At 28.3% G+C, this 19,890-nt stretch carries 23 protein-coding genes; 19 read left to right on the forward strand and 4 right to left on the reverse strand.

The genetic code is table 11. The features are described from left to right. The first annotated feature begins 84 nt into the window (after nt 1–84). The 4 genes from Q0X98_RS04570 to Q0X98_RS04585 are packed head-to-tail and all read left to right on the forward strand — an operon-like array spanning nt 85 to nt 1,930. Entirely contained in the window at nt 85–450 is a 366-nt protein-coding gene (locus Q0X98_RS04570) for a transcriptional repressor (RefSeq protein WP_028037024.1), read from the forward strand. Then, a complete protein-coding gene (locus Q0X98_RS04575) occupies nt 450–914 on the forward strand; it encodes a hypothetical protein (protein ID WP_297681826.1) in 465 nt (154 codons plus the stop codon). Before Q0X98_RS04570 ends, Q0X98_RS04575 begins: the two co-directional genes overlap by 1 nt. 16 nt (nt 915–930) lie before the next feature. Then, on the forward strand, nt 931–1,461 hold the full coding sequence (locus Q0X98_RS04580; RefSeq protein ID WP_297681827.1) for an Ldh family oxidoreductase: 531 nt from the start codon (nt 931–933) through the stop codon (nt 1,459–1,461). Further along, on the forward strand, nt 1,421–1,930 hold the full coding sequence (locus Q0X98_RS04585; RefSeq protein WP_297681828.1) for an Ldh family oxidoreductase: 510 nt from the start codon (nt 1,421–1,423) through the stop codon (nt 1,928–1,930). The genes Q0X98_RS04580 and Q0X98_RS04585 overlap by 41 nt, the downstream gene beginning before the upstream one ends. Here the strand turns inward: Q0X98_RS04585 and xth are convergent. Both xth and Q0X98_RS04595 read right to left on the reverse strand, forming a co-directional pair. Next, the gene (gene xth, locus Q0X98_RS04590) at nt 1,922–2,698 is read right to left on the reverse strand and encodes an exodeoxyribonuclease III (protein WP_297681829.1); all 777 of its coding nucleotides are present in this window, start codon (nt 2,696–2,698) and stop codon (nt 1,922–1,924) included. The genes Q0X98_RS04585 and xth overlap by 9 nt on opposite strands. After that, a complete protein-coding gene (locus Q0X98_RS04595; protein WP_028037020.1) occupies nt 2,698–3,015 on the reverse strand; it encodes an iron-sulfur cluster assembly accessory protein in 318 nt (105 codons plus the stop codon). The genes xth and Q0X98_RS04595 overlap by 1 nt, the downstream gene beginning before the upstream one ends. Before the next feature lie 50 nt (nt 3,016–3,065). Between Q0X98_RS04595 and Q0X98_RS04600 the strand changes: the two genes are divergently transcribed. Genes Q0X98_RS04600 through Q0X98_RS04665 form a run of 14 tightly spaced genes read left to right on the forward strand, consistent with a single transcriptional unit; the run spans nt 3,066 to nt 15,838 of the window. Then, nucleotides 3,066–4,184, forward strand: coding sequence for a deoxyguanosinetriphosphate triphosphohydrolase (locus tag Q0X98_RS04600; RefSeq protein WP_297681830.1), 1,119 nt, complete (start codon nt 3,066–3,068; stop codon nt 4,182–4,184). Further along, nucleotides 4,181–5,914 (forward strand): arginine--tRNA ligase, encoded by a 1,734-nt coding sequence (gene argS / locus Q0X98_RS04605; protein ID WP_297681831.1) that lies wholly within the window; start codon nt 4,181–4,183, stop codon nt 5,912–5,914. Before Q0X98_RS04600 ends, argS begins: the two co-directional genes overlap by 4 nt. Then, entirely contained in the window at nt 5,914–6,174 is a 261-nt protein-coding gene (locus Q0X98_RS04610) for a hypothetical protein (protein ID WP_297681832.1), read from the forward strand. The genes argS and Q0X98_RS04610 overlap by 1 nt, the downstream gene beginning before the upstream one ends. Further along, nucleotides 6,167–7,117 carry a glycoside hydrolase family 3 N-terminal domain-containing protein gene (locus Q0X98_RS04615; RefSeq protein ID WP_297681833.1) on the forward strand — a complete coding sequence of 317 codons (951 nt, stop codon included), beginning with the start codon at nt 6,167–6,169 and terminating at the stop codon, nt 7,115–7,117. The genes Q0X98_RS04610 and Q0X98_RS04615 overlap by 8 nt, the downstream gene beginning before the upstream one ends. Nucleotides 7,118–7,126: 9 nt before the next feature. Further along, a complete protein-coding gene (locus tag Q0X98_RS04620; protein WP_297681834.1) occupies nt 7,127–7,870 on the forward strand; it encodes a ScpA family protein in 744 nt (247 codons plus the stop codon). Next, nucleotides 7,863–8,567 (forward strand): SMC-Scp complex subunit ScpB, encoded by a 705-nt coding sequence (gene scpB / locus Q0X98_RS04625; RefSeq protein ID WP_297681835.1) that lies wholly within the window; start codon nt 7,863–7,865, stop codon nt 8,565–8,567. The genes Q0X98_RS04620 and scpB overlap by 8 nt, the downstream gene beginning before the upstream one ends. Nucleotides 8,568–8,610: 43 nt before the next feature. Then, nucleotides 8,611–8,811, forward strand: a complete 201-nt coding sequence (tatA, locus tag Q0X98_RS04630; protein WP_028037013.1) for a twin-arginine translocase TatA/TatE family subunit — start codon at nt 8,611–8,613, stop codon at nt 8,809–8,811. A 5-nt stretch (nt 8,812–8,816) separates the two neighbouring features. Next, a complete protein-coding gene (gene tatB, locus Q0X98_RS04635; protein WP_297681836.1) occupies nt 8,817–9,032 on the forward strand; it encodes a Sec-independent protein translocase protein TatB in 216 nt (71 codons plus the stop codon). Next, entirely contained in the window at nt 9,025–9,795 is a 771-nt protein-coding gene (gene tatC / locus Q0X98_RS04640; RefSeq protein ID WP_297681837.1) for a twin-arginine translocase subunit TatC, read from the forward strand. Before tatB ends, tatC begins: the two co-directional genes overlap by 8 nt. Further along, a complete protein-coding gene (gene serS, locus Q0X98_RS04645) occupies nt 9,788–11,047 on the forward strand; it encodes a serine--tRNA ligase (RefSeq protein ID WP_297681838.1) in 1,260 nt (419 codons plus the stop codon). Before tatC ends, serS begins: the two co-directional genes overlap by 8 nt. Nucleotides 11,048–11,102: 55 nt before the next feature. After that, nucleotides 11,103–11,390 (forward strand): preprotein translocase subunit YajC, encoded by a 288-nt coding sequence (gene yajC / locus Q0X98_RS04650; protein WP_297681839.1) that lies wholly within the window; start codon nt 11,103–11,105, stop codon nt 11,388–11,390. Nucleotides 11,391–11,404: 14 nt separating this feature from the next. Continuing rightward, nucleotides 11,405–12,958: a protein translocase subunit SecD gene (gene secD / locus Q0X98_RS04655; protein ID WP_297681840.1), complete on the forward strand. Its 1,554-nt coding sequence runs from the start codon at nt 11,405–11,407 to the stop codon at nt 12,956–12,958. Continuing rightward, entirely contained in the window at nt 12,958–13,848 is an 891-nt protein-coding gene (gene secF / locus Q0X98_RS04660; protein WP_297681841.1) for a protein translocase subunit SecF, read from the forward strand. Before secD ends, secF begins: the two co-directional genes overlap by 1 nt. Before the next feature lie 28 nt (nt 13,849–13,876). Continuing rightward, entirely contained in the window at nt 13,877–15,838 is a 1,962-nt protein-coding gene (locus Q0X98_RS04665) for an acetoacetate--CoA ligase (RefSeq protein WP_297681842.1), read from the forward strand. Here the strand turns inward: Q0X98_RS04665 and Q0X98_RS04670 are convergent. Together Q0X98_RS04670 and uvrA are read right to left on the reverse strand one after the other, a co-directional pair. Continuing rightward, on the reverse strand, nt 15,835–16,437 hold the full coding sequence (locus Q0X98_RS04670) for a urate hydroxylase PuuD (RefSeq protein ID WP_297681843.1): 603 nt from the start codon (nt 16,435–16,437) through the stop codon (nt 15,835–15,837). The genes Q0X98_RS04665 and Q0X98_RS04670 overlap by 4 nt on opposite strands. Before the next feature lie 55 nt (nt 16,438–16,492). Further along, nucleotides 16,493–19,345, reverse strand: a complete 2,853-nt coding sequence (gene uvrA, locus Q0X98_RS04675; protein ID WP_297681844.1) for an excinuclease ABC subunit UvrA — start codon at nt 19,343–19,345, stop codon at nt 16,493–16,495. A gap of 88 nt (nt 19,346–19,433) precedes the next feature. Between uvrA and ssb the strand changes: the two genes are divergently transcribed. Next, nucleotides 19,434–19,886, forward strand: coding sequence for a single-stranded DNA-binding protein (gene ssb, locus Q0X98_RS04680; protein ID WP_297681845.1), 453 nt, complete (start codon nt 19,434–19,436; stop codon nt 19,884–19,886). Nucleotides 19,887–19,890: the final 4 nt, after the last annotated feature.

Below are 19,890 nucleotides of genomic sequence, written 5' to 3' on the forward strand. Positions count from 1 at the left end.
TATAATCAAATATATTTACTTAAAACAATTGTATTTTTTTAATTAAAGTATTGACAAAAATATGTTATGTTATAACATAACATTATGACAAATAAAGAATTAGTTTTTACTATAATTAAAAAATCATCTAAGCATTTAACTGCTTATGAAATTCTAGATAAACTTCAAAAGATTAAAAAAACACAAGCTATGACTGTTTATAGAGCATTAGATAGTTTAATTAGTGAAGAGAGAATTCATAAATCTAATCAAACAAAAACCTATATTTTGTGTAATCATACGCATGAAGATAATCATAATACTGCTATAGCTATTTGCAAAAAATGTGGTGACACTGAAGAACTTAAATCAAATATCTTTTTAGATTTCTTTAAAAAAAATAATATTAAAAAGTACGATTTTAGTACTTTTAAAATGGAGGTTTTAACAACTTGTAAGGAGTGCAATTAATGAAGAAAATAACAATATTATCAATAACAGCATCTATATTTAGTTTTACATATCTTCAGGCTGCTGAAGGTCATTCTCATGATCTGCCTGAATTTCTTCATTTTTTAGAAGAACTAGTTGAAGAACATGGAATTTTAAGAGGTTTTGTTTTTGGGTTCATTCATACTTTAATTCCACTGATAGGTTTTTACTCAGGATGGAGTATTAACCGTTTTTTGAAAGTTATTTCGAATGGAGCTATAGCAGGAATAGTTGGAATAGTTTTAGCTCATATTATAGCTGACTTTATTGCAGCATTAGCTGATCCAAATCTTAAAAGTGCAGCATATGGAATTGTTCTTGGTGGGTTTTTACCTTTGTTAGCTGTACCTTTTTTAGAAAAATATGTAACAAAAAGTCAGTATCACACTGTTGTAGGTGATCATGAAGATCTAAAAAAAGATTTGAAAACCAAACATAAATAAAATATCTAATAGGGGAATGAGTACAATTCCCCTAACATTAGATGAAATTTTTGATTTAGCAAAAAAAACATTACTTGCTAATGGATGTGACGATGAGACTGCAAGTATTTTATCTGACTTGATAAGAAATGCCGAAAGAGATGGTTCAGTTTCTCATGGATTATTTAGATTACCTGCTTATGTTTCAGGTTTAAAAAGTGGTAAGATTAATGGAAAAGGTAAACCTGAAGTTAAAAAGATTTCTCCATCAGTAATTAAAGTTCAAGGTAATAATTCTTTAGCACCAGTTGTTTTAAGCAAAGGTTTGCCTGAATTAAGTAAAGCTGCAAAAGAAAATGGTGTTGCAGTTTTAGCTATTAACAATTCTCATCATATGGCTGCTATGTGGCCTGAAACTGAAAAATTAGCTGAAGATGGTTTAGTTGCTTTTGCTTGCACCTCTTATAAGCCAGCAGTTGCTCCAGCTGGAGCTATTAAACCATTATTTGGAACGAACCCAATTTCATTTGCTTGGCCTACGACCAGGAACAACTCCTGTAGTTTATGATATGGCAACTGCTTCAATGGCTATGGGTGAAGTTCAAGTTGCAAAACGAGAAGGGCACAAAGTTCCTCTTGGAACTGGACTTACTAAAGATGGTAAAGATACTACTGACCCAGCAGAGATTGCTGATGGTGGTGTTTTATTACCTTTTGGTGGATACAAAGGTTCTGCAATAGCAATGATGGTTGAATTACTTGCTGGTGCTTTAGTGGGTGATAACTTTAGTTACGAAACAGCAGCAAAAGATAATAATGATGGTGGTCCACCAAGTGGAGGTGAATTTATTCTAGCTATTTGTCCCGACAAAACTGCAGGCACTAGTTGGCAAAAACATGCTGAAGATTTTTTTGAAAAAATGAAATCAATGGGTGAAGTAAGATTACCTGGTGAAAGAAGACACAAAAACAGACTTGATAAAGGTCCAAGAAATATTAACGAAGAATTAGTTAATAAAATAAAATCTCTAAGCTAACTTAATTTCAATTGGAGTGTGATCTGAGGGTTTTTCTCTACCTCTAGGATCTTTGTTAATATTAATATCTTTTATGTTATCAATTATAGAATTTGAGACTAAAAAGTGATCAATTCTCATACCGTTATTTTTTTGCCATGCTCCTCTCATGTAATCCCAGAATGTATAACCCTCTTTATCTTCGTTAAAATGCCTGTAAACATCACTAAAGCCTATGTTTAGCATCTCTCTAAATTTCTTTCTTATTTCAAGTCTGTATAAAGCATCATCTTCAAAACTTTTAACATTATAAACATCTTCTGCAGATGGAATAACATTGAAGTCACCAGCAAGTATTATATTAGAATTTTTTTTTGATAAGGATTTTAATTGTTTAATTAATTGATCCATCCAATCTTTCTTGTATTCATATTTTTCAGTATCAACTGGATTACCATTTGGCGTATATATATTTATCAATTGAATATTTTTCTTTTTATATTCAATTTCAGCAGAAATTATTCTTGATTGTTTTAACTTATCTTTGATTAAGTCCGTTCTTACATTTGTTAATTTAGTTTTTGAGATAATAGCAACACCATTGTAGCTTTTTTGACCAAATACATGACTTTCATAATCCATTGAAGCAAAATCATCATAGGGGAAATTGACATCTTCAGTTTTAATTTCCTGCATCATTAAGACATCAGGTTTGTATTTTAATAAATAGCTTTTGATATTTTCAATTCTTGCTCTTACAGAGTTGACATTCCAAGAAGAAATAATCATTAAAGTGAAAAAGAAACACCACAACCACATGAAGATTTGGTTTGTGGGTTAGATATTTTAAAAGACTCTCCAATTAATTCTGACACATAGTCGACCTCTGAACCTTTTAATAAATCTGCAGACGTTTTATCAATTAAGATATTTTCATAATTAAGATCATCATCATTTTTAGATTGATCAAATGTAAATTCATACTGAAATCCAGAACAGCCACCACCTTTAATAGCGATTCTAAAAAAAGAACCTTTATCTTTTTTAGACAATAAATTTCCTATTTGTTTTAGAGCATTATCTGTAAATTTAATTTCTTTAATCATGACCGAACACTGTTAATACTAATATAATACTTAATTATTTAAATTAAAGGATGAAAAAACATTTAAAGTTAGGCATATTTAAAAGCAAGGGACGACTTAATAATGAGCCCACTTCTAAGTATAGATCACCGTTTCAAAGAGATAGAGATAGAATAATTCATAGCGCTTCTTTTCGAAGGCTTAAACATAAAACACAAGTTTTTGTTAATACAGAAGGTGATCATTTTAGAACTAGAATAACCCATTCAATTGAGGTAGCTCAAATAGCCAGATCAATTGCAAAATACTTAAACTTAAATGAAGATCTTGCAGAAACATTAAGTCTTGCCCACGATTTAGGTCACACTCCTTTTGGTCATGCAGGTGAATATGCTTTGGATGAGTGTATGGAAAATTATGGTGGTTTTGACCATAATCTTCAAACATTAAGAATTGTTATGTTTTTAGAGAATAAATATTTTAAATTTAAAGGCCTTAATTTATCTATTGAAACCTTAGAGGGATTATTAAAGCACAATGGTCCCGTTGAAGACTCAAATTTAGTAAATAGTTTAATTGGTTTAAAAATATTTAAAGGTAAAATTAATTTTAATACATTTCCCTCTCTAGAGGCTCAAATTTCAGCAATTTCTGATGATATAGCTTATAACAATCATGATATCCAGGATGGTATTAACGCTAATTTATTTAAACTAGAAGAGTTAATAGAGATAGATTTTTTTAGATCAATTTATCTTAAATATAAAAAAAAAATTAACAAAAAAAATTATAAAATTGCAACTTATCAAATTATTAGAGACTCGATTGATTTAATGATTAGAGATCTATTAACAAATACTCAAAAAAACTTAAAAAATTTTAAAATAAAATCAATTAAAGATATCGCGAATTCAGATCAATTATTAGTTTGTTTTTCAAATTCAATTCAAAAATCAGAAAAAGAAATTAAATTATTTTTAAGAACTAAAATGTACAATAACAAACTAGTATTAAAAAAGAATCAAAGAGGAAAAATCATTATTAAGAAACTATTTGGTATAATTAAATCAAATCCAAGAAAATTTCTTACAAAAGATCAATTGACTAAAGATAAATTTAGAGCTATTTCAGATTTTATTTCAGGTATGACAGATCGTTATGCTATTAACCTATATAACAATTTTAAATGAATATTTTTGAATTATATCTAGATAAAATTAAGTCAATTATTATTGATCTTAATAAAAAGGGAGAACTTATTATTCCCGAAACTTTAAATGGAATAAATTCCGAAATACCCCCAGCTAAATTTGATAGTGATATTTCTACAAATGTTGCAATGGTTCTATCAAAATTAAATAAAAAACCTCCATTAGATCTAGCAGAAAAAATATCACCAATAATTAAAGAAAATGATCCTCTAATAGAAAGTATCACTATTGTTAAACCTGGTTTTATTAATATTAAATTTAAACCTATTTTTTGGTCTAATTTTATTAAAGAAATAATTTTAAATGCAAAAACTTTTGGAATTAATGAAAAAGAAAAAAAACTTAATTATTTAGTTGAGTTTGTGTCAGCTAATCCAACAGGTCCACTTCACGTAGGTCATTGTCGTGGTGCCATATTAGGTGATGTAATTTCTAATGTATTACTTTTTAACAATCATAAAGTTACAAAAGAATATTATGTTAATGATTATGGTAATCAGATTATAAACTTTACAAAATCTGTATATTTTAGAATTCGTGAAGTTAAATATAATGAGACTTTCCCAAGTGAAAATCCTGACTTATATCCAGGTGATTATCTAATTGATTTTGCAAATAATATTATTACTTCCAATAAAGACCTTAACTTTGATAAGTATGAGGATATAAGTGAAAAATTAACCGCCTTATCTATTGAACAAGCTTTATTATTAATTAAAAAAAATCTTAAAAGTCTTGGCATTAAACATGACAGTTTTGTAAGTGAAAAAAATATTGTTCAAAATAAAGAAGTTGAAAATGTTATCAACTTTCTAGAATCTAATAATTTTGTATATAAAGGTAAAATCAAAGCACCAGAAGGTGAAGATAACAAAAATTGGGTTGAGAGAGAGCAATTATTATTTAAATCTTCCGATTTTGGAGACGATAAAGATAGAGCCTTACAAAAATCAGATGGTACATGGACCTATTTTGCAAGTGATGTGGCTTATCATAAAAACAAAGTCGACCGTAAATTTGACTATTTAATAAACATTCTTGGTGCTGATCACGCAGGTTACATAAAAAGAATTTCTTCATCTGTAGATGCGCTCTCTGGAACAAAAAATAAATTAATTTGTAAAATTAGTCAACTTGTAAAATTAATTAAAGATAATCAGCCATTTAAAATGTCAAAAAGAAAAGGGGATTATATTACAGTTGATGATTTGATTGATGAAGTAGGAAAAGATGCAACTAGATTTATTATGCTTAACAGAAGTAGTGATGTTGAGCTAGATTTTGATTTTGATGCAGTTAAAGAAAAATCAAAAGACAATCCACTCTATTATGTTCAATATTGTTATGCTAGAATTTCATCTGTATTTAGACATTTAGAAAAAGATTTAGATAAAGACATAAATATAGATAATTATAACTTCGAGTATTCTGCTGATGAAATTAAGATTTTAAAGAAGATTTCTGAATGGCCTAAATGTATTGATTTAGCCAGTTCAAAACTTGAACCTCACCGAATACCAATTTTTTTATATGAACTAGCTGCAGAATTTCACTCTTATTGGAATCTTGGTAAACAATTTCCTGAAAAACGATTTATCAATGATCAAAAAAATATCTCTCAGGATAAGTTAGTTTTTTTAAAAGCAATTTCCAATGTTATTAAATCAGGAATGGATATAGTTGGTGTCTTGTCTCCATCTAAGATGTAATGTTAAAAGAGATTAAGTATTTATCATTTATAGTAATCATTGCATTATTTCTTTTTTTTACTGGAAAATTTTATTTTTCAAATGAAAACATTAAAAATACTTATCGAACTTATAAAAATATTGATCAGAAGATTAAAGATTATTCTAAAAATTTACCAATATTAAAAAGTGATACAGAAAATATTATTGAATATGTCAAACAGACTGACAAAAAAAAGAAAAAAAAATTTAATTTTTGGAAACTTTTAGAAAATGATTAAAAATAAAAGAGCTTTCATAGTTGGCATTAAATCGTACAAGCTATCCATTAATGAAAAAAAATTTTTAATTAAATACAAACCATGGGGTGTGATACTTTTTTTAAGAAATATTAAAACTATTAAACAAACAAAAAGTTTAACAGACAGTATAAAAAAAATCTTTAAAGATAAAAATTATCCAATATTAATTGATCAAGAAGGTGGAAGAGTAAATAGATTAAGTAATATTATTTCTTTTGATAATTTAACATCTGAATATTTTGGCAATCTTTATGAAAAAGAGAAAATAAAATTAAATATAATCTATAAATTATTTATTGATAAAACTTCTCATTTATTGAAACTGATAGGAGCAAACATTAATACGGTGCCAGTTTTGGATCTTAGAATTAAAGGATCTAGCAATATAATTGGTGATCGATCTTTCTCTAAAAAAATAAATACAGTCTCTAAAATGGGTGATTTATGTATAAAATATTTCCATATGAATTCGATTGGAACTATAATTAAACATATACCAGGTCATGGTTTAGCCAAAGTAGATAGTCATAATTTTACCCCTGTAGTCAATAAATCACTTAAATATCTTAAAAAAAATGATTTTAGTGTTTTTAAAAAGAAAAATTGTTTTTTTGCTATGACAGGACACGTTATTTATAAAAATATAGATCAGTCAAACACCGCAACTCATTCAAAAAAAGTCATTAATCATATTAGAAATTCAATAGGTTTTAAAAATATTATAATTTCAGATGATCTTTCAATGAAAAGCTTAAAAGAGTCTATGAAAGATAATACCGCTAAATCGTTTAAAGCTGGTTGCAATATAGTTCTTCATTGCAATAGTAAGCTTGATGAAATGAAGATTGTGGCTGAAAATTCACCCTTGATAAGTAGTTTTATAATTAAAAAAACATCACAATTTTATAAAATTTTAAGTTAGTATTTGTTTATGTCTGAGTCTGATTCTGTTTTATTTAATGTTGATATTAATAACTATAATGGACCTCTTGATGTTTTGCTTGATCTTGCGAAAGCTCAAAAGGTAGATTTAGAAGAAATATCAATAACAAAACTTGCTGATCAATTTCATGACTATATCACCAAAGAAAAAGACTTAAATTTAGAAATAGCATCTGAATATTTATTAATGGCAACTTGGTTAGCTTATTTAAAATCAAAATTATTACTTCCTGGTACTCCTGAGGAAGAATTTAAAGTTCAAGAAGTTGCAGAAAAATTAAAGTTACAACTTAAAAAATTAGAGTTAATAAGATTACTTTCAGAACAGATGCTTAAAAGAAATCGATTAGGTAGAGAAATCAGAACTCGTGGAATAAAAGGAAATATAAGATCTATTTATAGTTCTGAATACAAAGTAAGCTTATTTGAACTTTTGAAATCATACTCTTCAATAGTTATGACTAAAGATTTTCAAACAATGAATATTCCAAAATTACCTGTATTTACTACTGAGGATGGCATTAAGACTATAAAACAATTTCTGGGTAAGCTTATGGATTGGAAAAACCTTGATGAACTAATTCCAAAAAATTTTAAAAGTGGTTCTAAATATAAAAAAACAGGTAAAGCTGGTATTTTTGCTGGATCTTTAGAGTTAGTTAAGGAAGGTAATCTTTCGATGAAACAAGATAATTTATTTGATGATATTTATGTAAGGGAAATTAATGATTAAAAAAGAAAAAGTTACCAAAAATAATATAGTTAAATTTCCATCTAAAACTACTGATCTTGAAAAAGAAATTGAGGCAGTAATTTTTGCAGCTGCCGAACCTCTTGATGTTGATACAATTGAAAGTAAAATTTCTAAGAAAGCAAATGTTGTAAAATCATTAGAAAAATTGCAACAAGAATATTTAAGTCGTGGAATAAATCTGGTCTGCATTAAAGATAAATGGTCATTTAGAACATCACCTAAGCTATCAACTTTAATGACTCAGGAAAAAACAGTTGAAAAAAAATTATCTCGTGCAGCAATAGAAACTTTAGCAATAATTGTTTATCACCAACCTGTCACCAGAGCGGAAATTGAGGAGATACGGGGTGTTGCTTTTGGAACAAATACTTTAGAGATTTTAATGGAATTAGACTGGGTCAAACCAGGAGGCCGAAAAGATGTACCTGGCAAACCAATCCAATATCTAACGACAGATGGTTTTTTAAGTCATTTTAATTTACAGAAACTGTCAGACCTTCCGACTGTAGACGAGTTAGGTGCTGCTGGATTAATTGATAGTTCTAGTGTTGATAATGCAATATTTGGTACAAGTAAATTTTTTAAAGAAAAACAAGATGAAAAAAAAGAAGATATCTATTCTAATATTGATGAAATGCTAAATAGTACTCTTGATGAAGAGGAAAAAGATTCATAAAAAAGTAACTTTAAAATCAATCATAAAAAGGTTATAAGTTTTTATGAGCATAGGAATTTGGCAAATAGCAATTGTTGTAATATTAGTTGTCTTATTATTTGGACGAGGAAAAATATCGAGTCTAATGGGTGATGTTGCTAAAGGCATAAAAAGTTTCAAAAAAGGAATGGCGTCAGATGTTACTGACGAAAGTGAGCCAAAAAACATTTCCGACGAAAATAAAGACTCAAATAATAAAGATTAAATTACATGCCTACTATTGGTTGGTTTGAAATTTTAATTGTTGTTGGTATTGCTATAGTTGTACTTGGGCCTAAAGATTTTCCCGTCATGTTAAAAAAAGCTGGTTCTTGGATTGGCACAGCCAAAAAATACATGCATGATATTCAAAATGAAGTTTCCAATATCGACATTGATGATGAAAAAACTAACGAAATAAAAAAAGATACCAAAAAAGATGAGTAATGAAGAAAATGAAGGTGGCTTTATAAGTCATTTAACTGAATTAAGAAAAAGACTAATCCATAGTTTTTTATTTTTATTTATATTTTTTGTAGGATGTTATTTTTTTGCAGAAAATATATACGGTTTTTTAGTAGATCCATTTGCTAAAGCAGTAAAAGATGATGGATCTGAAAGAAGATTAATCTTTACAGCACTACAAGAAACTTTTTTAACCTATCTAAAAGTTTCATTCTTCACAGCTTTTTTTGTGACATGTCCATTTATTCTTATGCAAATATGGAAATTTATAGCGCCAGGTTTATATAAGCATGAAAAAATTGCTATTATGCCTTACTTAATCTTAACTCCTATATTATTTCTTCTAGGAGGGATGCTAGTTTATTATCTGATCATGCCACTAGCCATTAAATTTTTCTTGTCATTTGAAAGCACTGGTCTTTCAACAAGCTTACCTATTCAGCTTGAGGCAAAAGTTAACGAATATTTATCACTTGTTATGAAACTTATTTTTGCTTTTGGATTAAGTTTTCAACTACCTGTAGTACTTAGTTTGTTAGCTAGAGTAGGAATTGTTGATAGTCAGTTTTTAAAAGAAAGACGAAAATATGTTGTTGTAATTATTTTTGCTGCAGCTGCTTTACTCACTCCACCAGACCCTATAACACAAATTGGTTTAGCTATTCCATTATTAATTTTATATGAATTATCAATATTTTCTGTAAAATTTATTGAAAACAAAAATTTAAAAAAAACAGATGCATAATTTAAAAGATATAAGAAAAGACTTCTCTGTTTTTGCAAAATCTCTTGAAAAAAGATCTATCAACTTAGATATTAAAAATTTACAAAAATTAGATGAAGAAAATAGACAATTAATTCAAAAAAAAGAAGCTTTAGAAAAAGAAAAAAAAGATATTTCAAAATCTAAAGACGAAAAAATGTTTAAAAAATCAAAAGAAATTTCTTTAGATTTAGAAAAGATTTCAGAAAGTCAAAAAAAAGTTAAAATTGAATTAGAAGATATATTATCAAATATTCCAAATTTACCTCATCCTGATGTCCCTAACGGTAAAGATGAAAATGACAATATTGAGATTTCTAAATCTGGCAAAATTCCTAATTTTGATTTCAAACCTAAATCTCATTATGAACTAGGTGAAAATTTAAAGATGTTAGATTTTGATCTTGCAACAAAAACTACAGGTTCAAGATTTGTTTTTGTTAAAAATAAATTAGCTTTACTTGAAAGAGCTTTATCTAATTTTATGCTAGATACTCACGTAAATCAGAATGAATATCAGGAAATCTCACCACCATTAATTGCATCTGATAATACAATGTTTGGTACAGGACAACTACCTAAATTTGAAAACGATCAATTTGAAATTAAATTTGACGAGGGTTCTGATAGGAAATTTTTAATTCCAACAGCTGAAGTAATATTAACAAATATTGTTAAAGATAAGATAGTTGAGCGTAATGATTTACCAATGAGATTTGTTGCTTCAACACCTTGTTTTAGAAAAGAAGCGGGAAGTTATGGAAAAGATACAAAAGGTATGATTAGGCAACATCAGTTCTATAAAGTTGAAATGGTAAGTATTGTACAAAAAGAAAATTGCTTAGAAGAGTTAGAAAGAATGACTAACTGTGCCACAGATATTTTAGACAAATTAGAATTACCATACAGAAAAGTTATTTTATGTTCTGGTGATATGGGTTTTAGTGCTGAAAAAACTTACGATATTGAAGTTTGGTTACCTTCAGAAAATAAATACCGTGAAATTTCATCCTGTTCTTCTTGTTCAACTTTTCAAGGTCAAAGAATGAAAACTAGATACAAAAATGAAAAGAAAGAAACTCATTTTGTAGGTACTCTCAATGGCAGTGGTCTAGCTGTCGGTAGAACACTTATAGCTGTTTTAGAAAATTATCAGCAAAAGGATGGCTCTATTATTGTGCCAAAAGTTTTAAGACCTTATATGAACAATTTAGAAAGTATTTCATTCAATTAAAGTTGTTTTCATTATTAAGATAGTATAATAATTCAGCTAATTTATAAGGAGATTTATGGAAGGTTCAGGAATAGGACAATTTATACCGCTAATTTTAATATTTGTTATTTTTTATTTTTTCTTAATAAGACCTCAACAAAAAAAAGTTAAAGAGCACAAAGCAATGGTTGAAAGCTTAAAAAGAGGTGACAAAGTGATTACTTCTGGAGGCATTACGGGTACCGTTGAAAGACTAATTGATAATGATAAGGTCGAAGTTGAAATAGCTGATAATGTTAAAGTTGAAATCGTTAAAGCAACTGGTATTCAAGGTCTTTTAAATACTCAAGAAGTTAAAAAATAATCAGTTAAAGATAAGTGCTTTATTTTTCAAAGTTAAGAATTATATTTATAACTCTTTTCACACTTTTATTTATTGCTATTGCTTCATCAAATTTATTTAATATTGATGATGATTTTTTTGATAAGAAAATAAATTTGGGTTTAGATTTGCAAGGTGGTTCCTATCTTTTATTAGAAATTGATAATACACCAGTCATAGAGCAAAAACTTCAAAATTTAACAACAACTATTAGAAATTTTTTTAAAGACCAAAATATAAAAATAAACAATATTAAAATTGAAGGTCAAAATATTTTCTTTAATGTTGATGATCAAAGTAAACAAATAATTATTGATACTTTTACCGATGAAAACAGCGATATAAATCCTTATTATCCAAGATTTAAGTCACATCAATTAAATATAGAAGATACAGGACTTAATTTAAAAATAAATTTTTCAAAGCAAGGGTTAATTGCTCTTAAAACTTCATCTCAAGATCAAGCAATTGAAATTGTTCGAAGAAGAATTGACGAAGTTGGTACCAATGAACCAAATATTTTAAAAAGAGGAAATAATCGTATTTTAGTTGAGCTTCCTGGATTGGATGATCCTATGAGAGTTAAATCTCTTTTAGGTAAAACTGCAAATTTAACTTTCAGATTTGTTACCAATAGTGACAACGATAGTTTTGGAGTTGAAAAGTTAAAATATGAAGATGGTATTGATGAAGCTGTAGTCAGTAAACGTATAATTATAAGTGGTGATAATCTCTTGGATGCACAACCTCAAATGGATACCCAAAATAATCAAACTGTAGTATCTTTTTCATTAGATAGAGTAGGTGCTAAAAGATTTGGTAAAGCAACATCTACTGGCATTGGTAAACAACTTGCAATAGTTTTAGATGGTAAAATTATAAGCGCTCCAGTTATCAGAGACACTATTGCAAGTGGTAATGGACAAATTAGTGGGGGATTTACATTTCAATCGGCAACAGATTTAGCGCTACTACTAAGGTCTGGTGCGTTGCCAGCTCCTTTAAATATTATAGAAGAGAGAACAGTTGGACCTGACCTTGGTCAAGATTCAATAGATGCAGGAATGATCGCTTTAGCTATAGGGTTTCTTTTAGTTATAATTTTTATGTTTGTTAAATACAAAATTTTTGGACTAATCACTAATTTAACATTAATAATTAATTTATTTATTTTATTAGGTATTTTAACTTTATTTGAAGCTACATTAACATTACCAGGTATTGCTGGTATAATTTTAACTGTTGGTATGGCAGTTGATGCAAATGTTTTAATTTTTGAGAGAATTAAAGAAGAACTAAAAGATGAAAAAAATAATATTTTAGCTTTTGATAGTGGATATATAAAATCTAGAACTGCTATTATTGATGCAAATATAACGACTTTATTAGCAGCAATTATACTTTTTTTTATGGGCTCTGGTCCGATAAAGGGGTTTTCAGTTACTCTTGGAATAGGAATTTTTACAACTTTATTTTCTGTTTATTTTATCGCAAGATTATTCACAAGTCTTTATGTGTCCAAGAATAGAAACAAGGAAAAATTAATATAATGATAGCTTTTAACAAGTACTACAATCATTTTAATTTAATCTCATCAATATTGATTATTTGTTCATTAATTTTATTAGTTTTTAAGGGATTAAATTTTGGTATAGATTTTAAAGGTGGAACTTTAATTGAATTAAGATCTTCAGATTCAAAAATAAATGTTAGTTCATTAAGAGATAAATTTAGTGAAATGAATTTAGGAGATGTTTCTGTTAAAAAATTTGGCAATGATACAGATTACTTAATAAAATTTGAAAACAAAGATAACAAGAAAAATATAATTGAAGAAATAAAGGTAAATCTTGATAAATCTTTTGGAAATAAATTTAATTTTAGAAGAGTCGAAAATGTTGGCCCAAAAGTAAGTGCTGAGTTATTAAAATCTGGAGTTATTGCGATCTCTTTATCACTAGCCATAATGTTATTTTATATTTGGATTAGGTTTGAATGGCAGTTTAGTCTAGGTGCGATATTAGCTTTATTTCATGATGTAATTGTTACACTTGGGGTATTTTCATTATTTAGTCTAGAAATTAACTTATCTATTATAGCTGCTGTGTTGACCATAGTTGGATATTCAATGAATGATACTGTAGTAATTTTTGATCGTGTTAGAGAAAATTTAAGAAAATATTCTGATATTAAAATTTTTGAACTAACTAATATTTCTATTAACGAAACTTTATCCAGAACTATAATTACTTCTGCTACAACTTTATTAGCTTTACTAGCAATATATTTTTTCGGGGGTGAAATTTTAAAAGGATTTTCACTGGCAATGATTTTGGGTGTAGTTTTTGGTACATATTCGTCAATTTATATTGCTAATACTGTTTTGGTTAGACTTAGAGTTTCTCAAAAGACTGTTTTGCGTGAGGATGATCAAAAATAAATCAGAACATTCAATGGCAATATTTTGAATGAATAAGAAACTTTGGGAACCTTCAAGAAAAATAAAATTAAATTCAAATTTGTTAAAATTTGAAAAATTTATATCTAATAGATTTAAGAAAAAGTTTAATAATAATTATGAAAAAATTCATAGCTGGACAATTAAGAATTCACAAAAATTTTGGAACTGTCTTTGGGATTATTCAAAAGTAAAAGGCATCAAAGGTAGGGATAATAAGAGAAAATTCTCTAAATTTTATAAAAATACTTTTTTAACAAATTCAAAACTAAATTTTACAGAAAATTTACTTTCAAAGAATAATGATGATAAGGCTATCACTTTCATTAGTGAAAATGGTTTTCGTGAAATAAAAAATTGGAGAGACTTAAATATAAATGTAAAAAAAGTTTCTGCATTTTTAAGAAAATTAAATATAAAATCAAAAGATAGGGTAGTGGCTTACATGCCTAATATCCCTGAAACTGTAGAAGCCTTTTTGGGAACTGTTGCTATTGGGTCAATCTGGTCTTCATGTTCTCCAGATTTTGGAATAAATGGAGTAATAGAGAGATTTTCTCAAATTAAACCAAAAGTTTTATTTGTAACTAATGAATATTTTTATAATGGGAAAAGAATTAATGTTCTAGAAAGAATACCAGAAATAATAAAAAAAATACCAACCATCAAACATGTGGTTATTTCAAATTATCCAGGTCAGACTGAAATTAAAAAATTACCAAGATATAAAAATATCAAATCATATTATTGGAAAAATATTATCAAACAAAAAAATACAGAATTAACTTTTACTAAATTTGATTTTGAACATGAGTTAGCAATTTTATATTCAAGTGGAACTACTGGTAAACCAAAATGTATCTGTCATAAAACTGGTGGTGTTTTGCTACAACATTTAAAAGAACATCAATTACATTGTGATATTAAAGAAAATGATAATGTTTTTTATTTTACAACTTGTGGATGGATGATGTGGAATTGGTTGATATCTGTTCTAGCATCAAAAGCTTCAATCGTATTGTTTGACGGATCACCAATGTATAAAAAAGAAGATCTTCTTCTTAAGATAGCAGATAAAGAAAAAATTACGTTATTTGGTGTTAGTGCTAAGTATATTGATGCATTGCGCAAAACTGAAAAAAGTTACAAAAAACAATATAAACTAAGTAATTTAAGAACTATTTGTTCCACCGGCTCTCCTTTATCTGAAGATGGGTTTAACTACGTTTATAAAAATATTAAAAAAGATATTCACCTTGCGTCCATATCTGGTGGAACTGATATTGTTTCTTGTTTTGTTTTAGGAAATTTATATCAACCAGTTTATTCAGGTGAAATACAAAATAAAGCTTTAGGTATGGATATTCGTGTTTTTAATGAGATAGGCAAATCAGTTTTAAATAAAAAAGGAGAACTTGTTTGCATCAATCCTTTTCCTTCAATGCCATTAAAGTTTTGGAATGATAAAAATAATAAAAAATTTGAAAATGCTTATTTCAATAAATTTAAAAATATATGGCATCATGGAGATTATGCAAAAATAACCAATAAAAATGGATTTATCATTGTTGGTCGATCAGATACTACTTTAAATCCTGGTGGTGTACGCCTAGGAACGGCTGAAATTTATTCTGAAATTGAAAGATTTAAAGAAATTAAGGAGTCCTTAGTTGTAGGTCAATCTTGGGATAATGATATTAGGATTATTTTATTTGTAATTTTAAATTCTAAATTCAAACTTACAGAAGATTTGTTAAAAAGAATGAAGTTACAGATAAGAAAAAATGCTTCTCCAAGACATGTTCCTAATAAAATAATTGAAATAAACGATATACCAAGAACTAAGAGTGGCAAGATTGTTGAGCTAGCAGTTAAAAATATAATTGAAGGAAATAAAATCAAAAATAAAGAAGCTTTAGCTAATCCAGATTGTTTGAAACAATTTGTTAATGTTAAAGAACTAAAATATTAGTATAGGTTTTGTGCTGCAACCATAGCAAGCAACATAGGTAACGAAAGCAAAGTATTTGTTCTTGAAAACAACATCGCAGTTTTTGCAGATTTAGCCTTTAATTCAGGTTCACATTCAACGATACCAAGTGCTCTTTTTTGATTTGGCCAAATAACAAACCAAACATTAAAGGCCATTATAACACCAAGCCACATTCCAATACCTATAGCTGTATGTTTTGGAATTCCCGAACCAATACTTAAAGTCATTGCATCATGCAAGTAACCATTAAATAAAGCTAATATCAATCCAGATAAAACAGTTAATGCAGCTGCCCATCTAAAATAAAATAATGCAGCTGGTGCAATAACTTTACCGATAGCAGGTTTTTGTTCATCTGGAATTTTACCCATGTTTGGAATTTGAACAAAATTAAAATACCAAAGTAATCCAATCCACATAATAGCAACAATCACATGAATGTATCTAAATAGCCAACTCCAAAACAATGTGTCAAAAGCAAATCCACCATTTAAATAAAATAATCCAATAAATAATAAAATTGCTAACGCTAAAGAAGCGTGAATTGTTTTAGATAAAGATGATAATAAATTACTCATGATTCTTCATATTTATACACTAATTTATCAAAAAATTTAACAATCTTTTATTTTATTATTTTAATAATGGTTTTAAAAATTGACCAGTATAACTACCTGGAACTTTGCAAATTTCCTCTGGTTTACCTTCTGCAATTATATTACCGCCCTTAACACCACCTTCAGGTCCCATATCAACAATATAATCAGCAGTTTTAATGACATCTAGATTATGCTCAATTACAACAACAGTGTTACCAAGTTTAACAAATGTATGAAGTATTTCTAATAATTTTTTAATATCGTGTTGATGTAGCCCTGTTGTTGGCTCATCTAATATGTACATTGTTCGTCCAGTTGATCTTTTAGAAAGTTCTTTTGCAAGCTTTATTCTTTGGGCCTCACCTCCAGAAAGGGTTGTCGCTTGTTGACCAATCTTAATATATCCTAAACCTACTTTTTTAAGTGTTAAAAGTTTTGTTTTAATATTAGATATATTTTCAAAATATTCACAACCTTCATCAACCGACATGTCTAAAACATCAGCAATACTTTTATCTTTAAACTTAATTTCTAATGTTTCTCGGTTGTACCTGGTACCTTTACATTCATCACATTGAATATATACATCTGGCAAGAAGTGCATCTCATAGGTTATTACGCCATCACCTTCACATGCTTCACATCTTCCACCTTTAACATTAAATGAAAATCTTCCAGGTTTATAACCTCTGGTTTTGGATTCTGGCAAGCTTGTGAACCAATCTCTTATTGGACCAAAGGCTCCTGTGTAAGTTGCTGGATTGGATCTAGGTGTTCTTCCTATTGGAGATTGATCTATATCTATAATTTTATCTATCAGCTCAACACCTTTATAGCTCTTAAAAGCTTTTGGTGCTTTTCTAGCTTTGTTATTAAGTGTTAAATTTAAAGCGTGGTAAAGTGTTTGCAATATCAAAGTTGATTTACCACTACCTGAAACACCAGTTATACAAGTGAAACTTCCTGTTGGGATCTTTAAGTTAACATTATTTAGATTATTACCTGTGGCACCATTAATCTCAACAAATCTACCGTTTTTTGCTAATCGTCGAGTTATAGGAATTTCAATTTTCTTTTTATTAGATAAATATTGTCCAGTAATACTATTTTTATCTTTTTTAATTTCTTCGTAAGTTCCTTGAGAAGTTATTTGACCACCATTAGATCCAGCTTCAGGACCCATATCAATTATATGATCTGCATTTTCCATTGTTTCAGTATCATGCTCAACAACAATAACTGTGTTCCCTAAATCTCTTAGTCTCTTTAAAGCATTAATAAGTTTAACATTATCTTTTTGATGTAAACCTATAGAGGGCTCATCAAGTACATACAAAACACCTGTTAAACCAGAACCTATTTGTGATGCTAATCTTATTCTTTGGGCCTCACCCCCAGATAGTGTTCCTGACTCTCTAGATAAAGTAAGATAATCAAGGCCAACATTAAGCAAAAAATTTAATCTTTCATTAATTTCTTTTAAAACATGTTCTGCAATTTTAAATTGCCTTTTATCTAAATTCTTTTCTAAATCTTTAAACCATTGAGAGGCATCAAGAATTGATTTTCTAGTAACTTCACTAATATTATTATTATCAATTTTTACACATAAAGCCTCTTCCTTAAGCCTATCTCCATTACAACTTTCACATGCAGAATCTGACTGGTATTCAGCTATTGCTTCTCTTTTCCACTCACTGTCAGATTCTAAAAATCTTCTTTCTAGATTATTTATTACTCCTTCAAATGTTTTTTTATGTGAATATTTTTCGTACCCATCATCATAATTAAACTTAATTTCCTCTTCATCAGAGCCGTATAAAATTATATCTTTAATTTTTTTTGGTAATTTTTTCCATTTATCATCAAGAGAAAAATCATAATGTTTAGCTATAGATGCTAATGTTTGTGCATAATATAAAGTAGTAGATTTTGCCCAAGGTTCAATTGCACCATCTGCAATACTTTTTCTTTCATCTGGAATTACCAAATTAGGATCAACATTTAATTTTATTCCAATACCCTCACATTCTTCACAAGCACCATAAGGACTATTGAAAGAAAAAAGTCTTGGCTCTATTTCTTCAATAGTAAACCCGCTTTCAGGACAAGCAAATTTAGTTGAGTAAATTAGTTTTTCAATTTTTCTGAATTTTTGAGGTAATGTTTCATCTTCATATTCAACAAAAACTAAACCATTAGATAAATTGACCGCTGTCTCTATACTTTCTGCTAATCTGTTACCTAATTTTGAATTTAGAACAATCCTATCAACTAAAACTGAAATATCGTGTTTAAGTTTTTTATCTAAATTAGGAGATTTTTCGATATCATATAAAATATTATCAATCTTAATTTTTCTAAAACCTCTTCTCTTATAACTTAAAATATCTTTCTTATACTCTCCCTTACGACCTCTAACTACAGGTGCATAGATATAAATTGTGCTTTTTTTCGGAAGTTTTTTTACCAAATCTACAATTTGAGTTATTGTCTGAGATGTAATTGGTTTTCCAGTGAAAGGAGAATAGGGGATACCAGCTCTAGCAAATAATACTCTCATATAATCATAAATTTCAGTAACTGTTGCAACAGTCGATCTAGGATTCTTTGATGTATTTTTTTGTTCAATAGCAATTGCAGGACTTAAGCCTTCTATCAAGTCAACATTTGGCTTTTTCATTTTATCCAAAAATTGTCTTGCATAAGCAGATAAACTTTCAACGTATCGCCTTTGACCTTCTGCATATATGGTATCAAAAGCCAATGAAGATTTTCCAGACCCAGATAGTCCAGTTATTACAACAAATTGATCTTTTGGTATTTCAATAGAAACATTCTTCAAATTATGTTCTTTAGCACCCTTAATAACTATCTTTTTGATCATAATTTTTGTTGCTTTGAATTAATAAAATTAATAATGAGAAGAATTGTGATATAGTTCTTATTAATTAATTTAACAAATATTAAATATTATGGCTGGAAGTTTAAATAAAGTATTATTAATTGGTCGTTTGGGCGCAGACCCCGAGATCAAACAAATGGTTAACGGTAAAAGTGTTGCGAGACTAAGCTTAGCTACAAGCCAATCTTGGAAAGATAAAAATACTGGTGAAAAAAAAGAGAAAACAGAATGGCACCGTATAGTTGTATTTAATGAAGGACTAGTAAATGTTATTCAACAATACCTAAAAAAAGGTGCTCAAATCTATGTTGAAGGTCAACTTACAACTAGAAAATGGAAAGATGAACAATCGGGCCAAGATAAATATTCTACTGAAATTGTTCTTCAGGGATACAACACTACTTTAACAATGCTTGGCGGTGGAAATAGTGGTGGTGGAATTCAAAATGACACAACTCAACAAAACAATATTGAGGACTCTTCCCAAGTGTCAAACGATATGGATGACGAAATTCCATTTTAGTTCC

It is taken from the genome of uncultured Candidatus Pelagibacter sp., assembly GCF_943788075.1.
In the GTDB taxonomy this organism is placed as follows: domain Bacteria; phylum Pseudomonadota; class Alphaproteobacteria; order Pelagibacterales; family Pelagibacteraceae; genus Pelagibacter.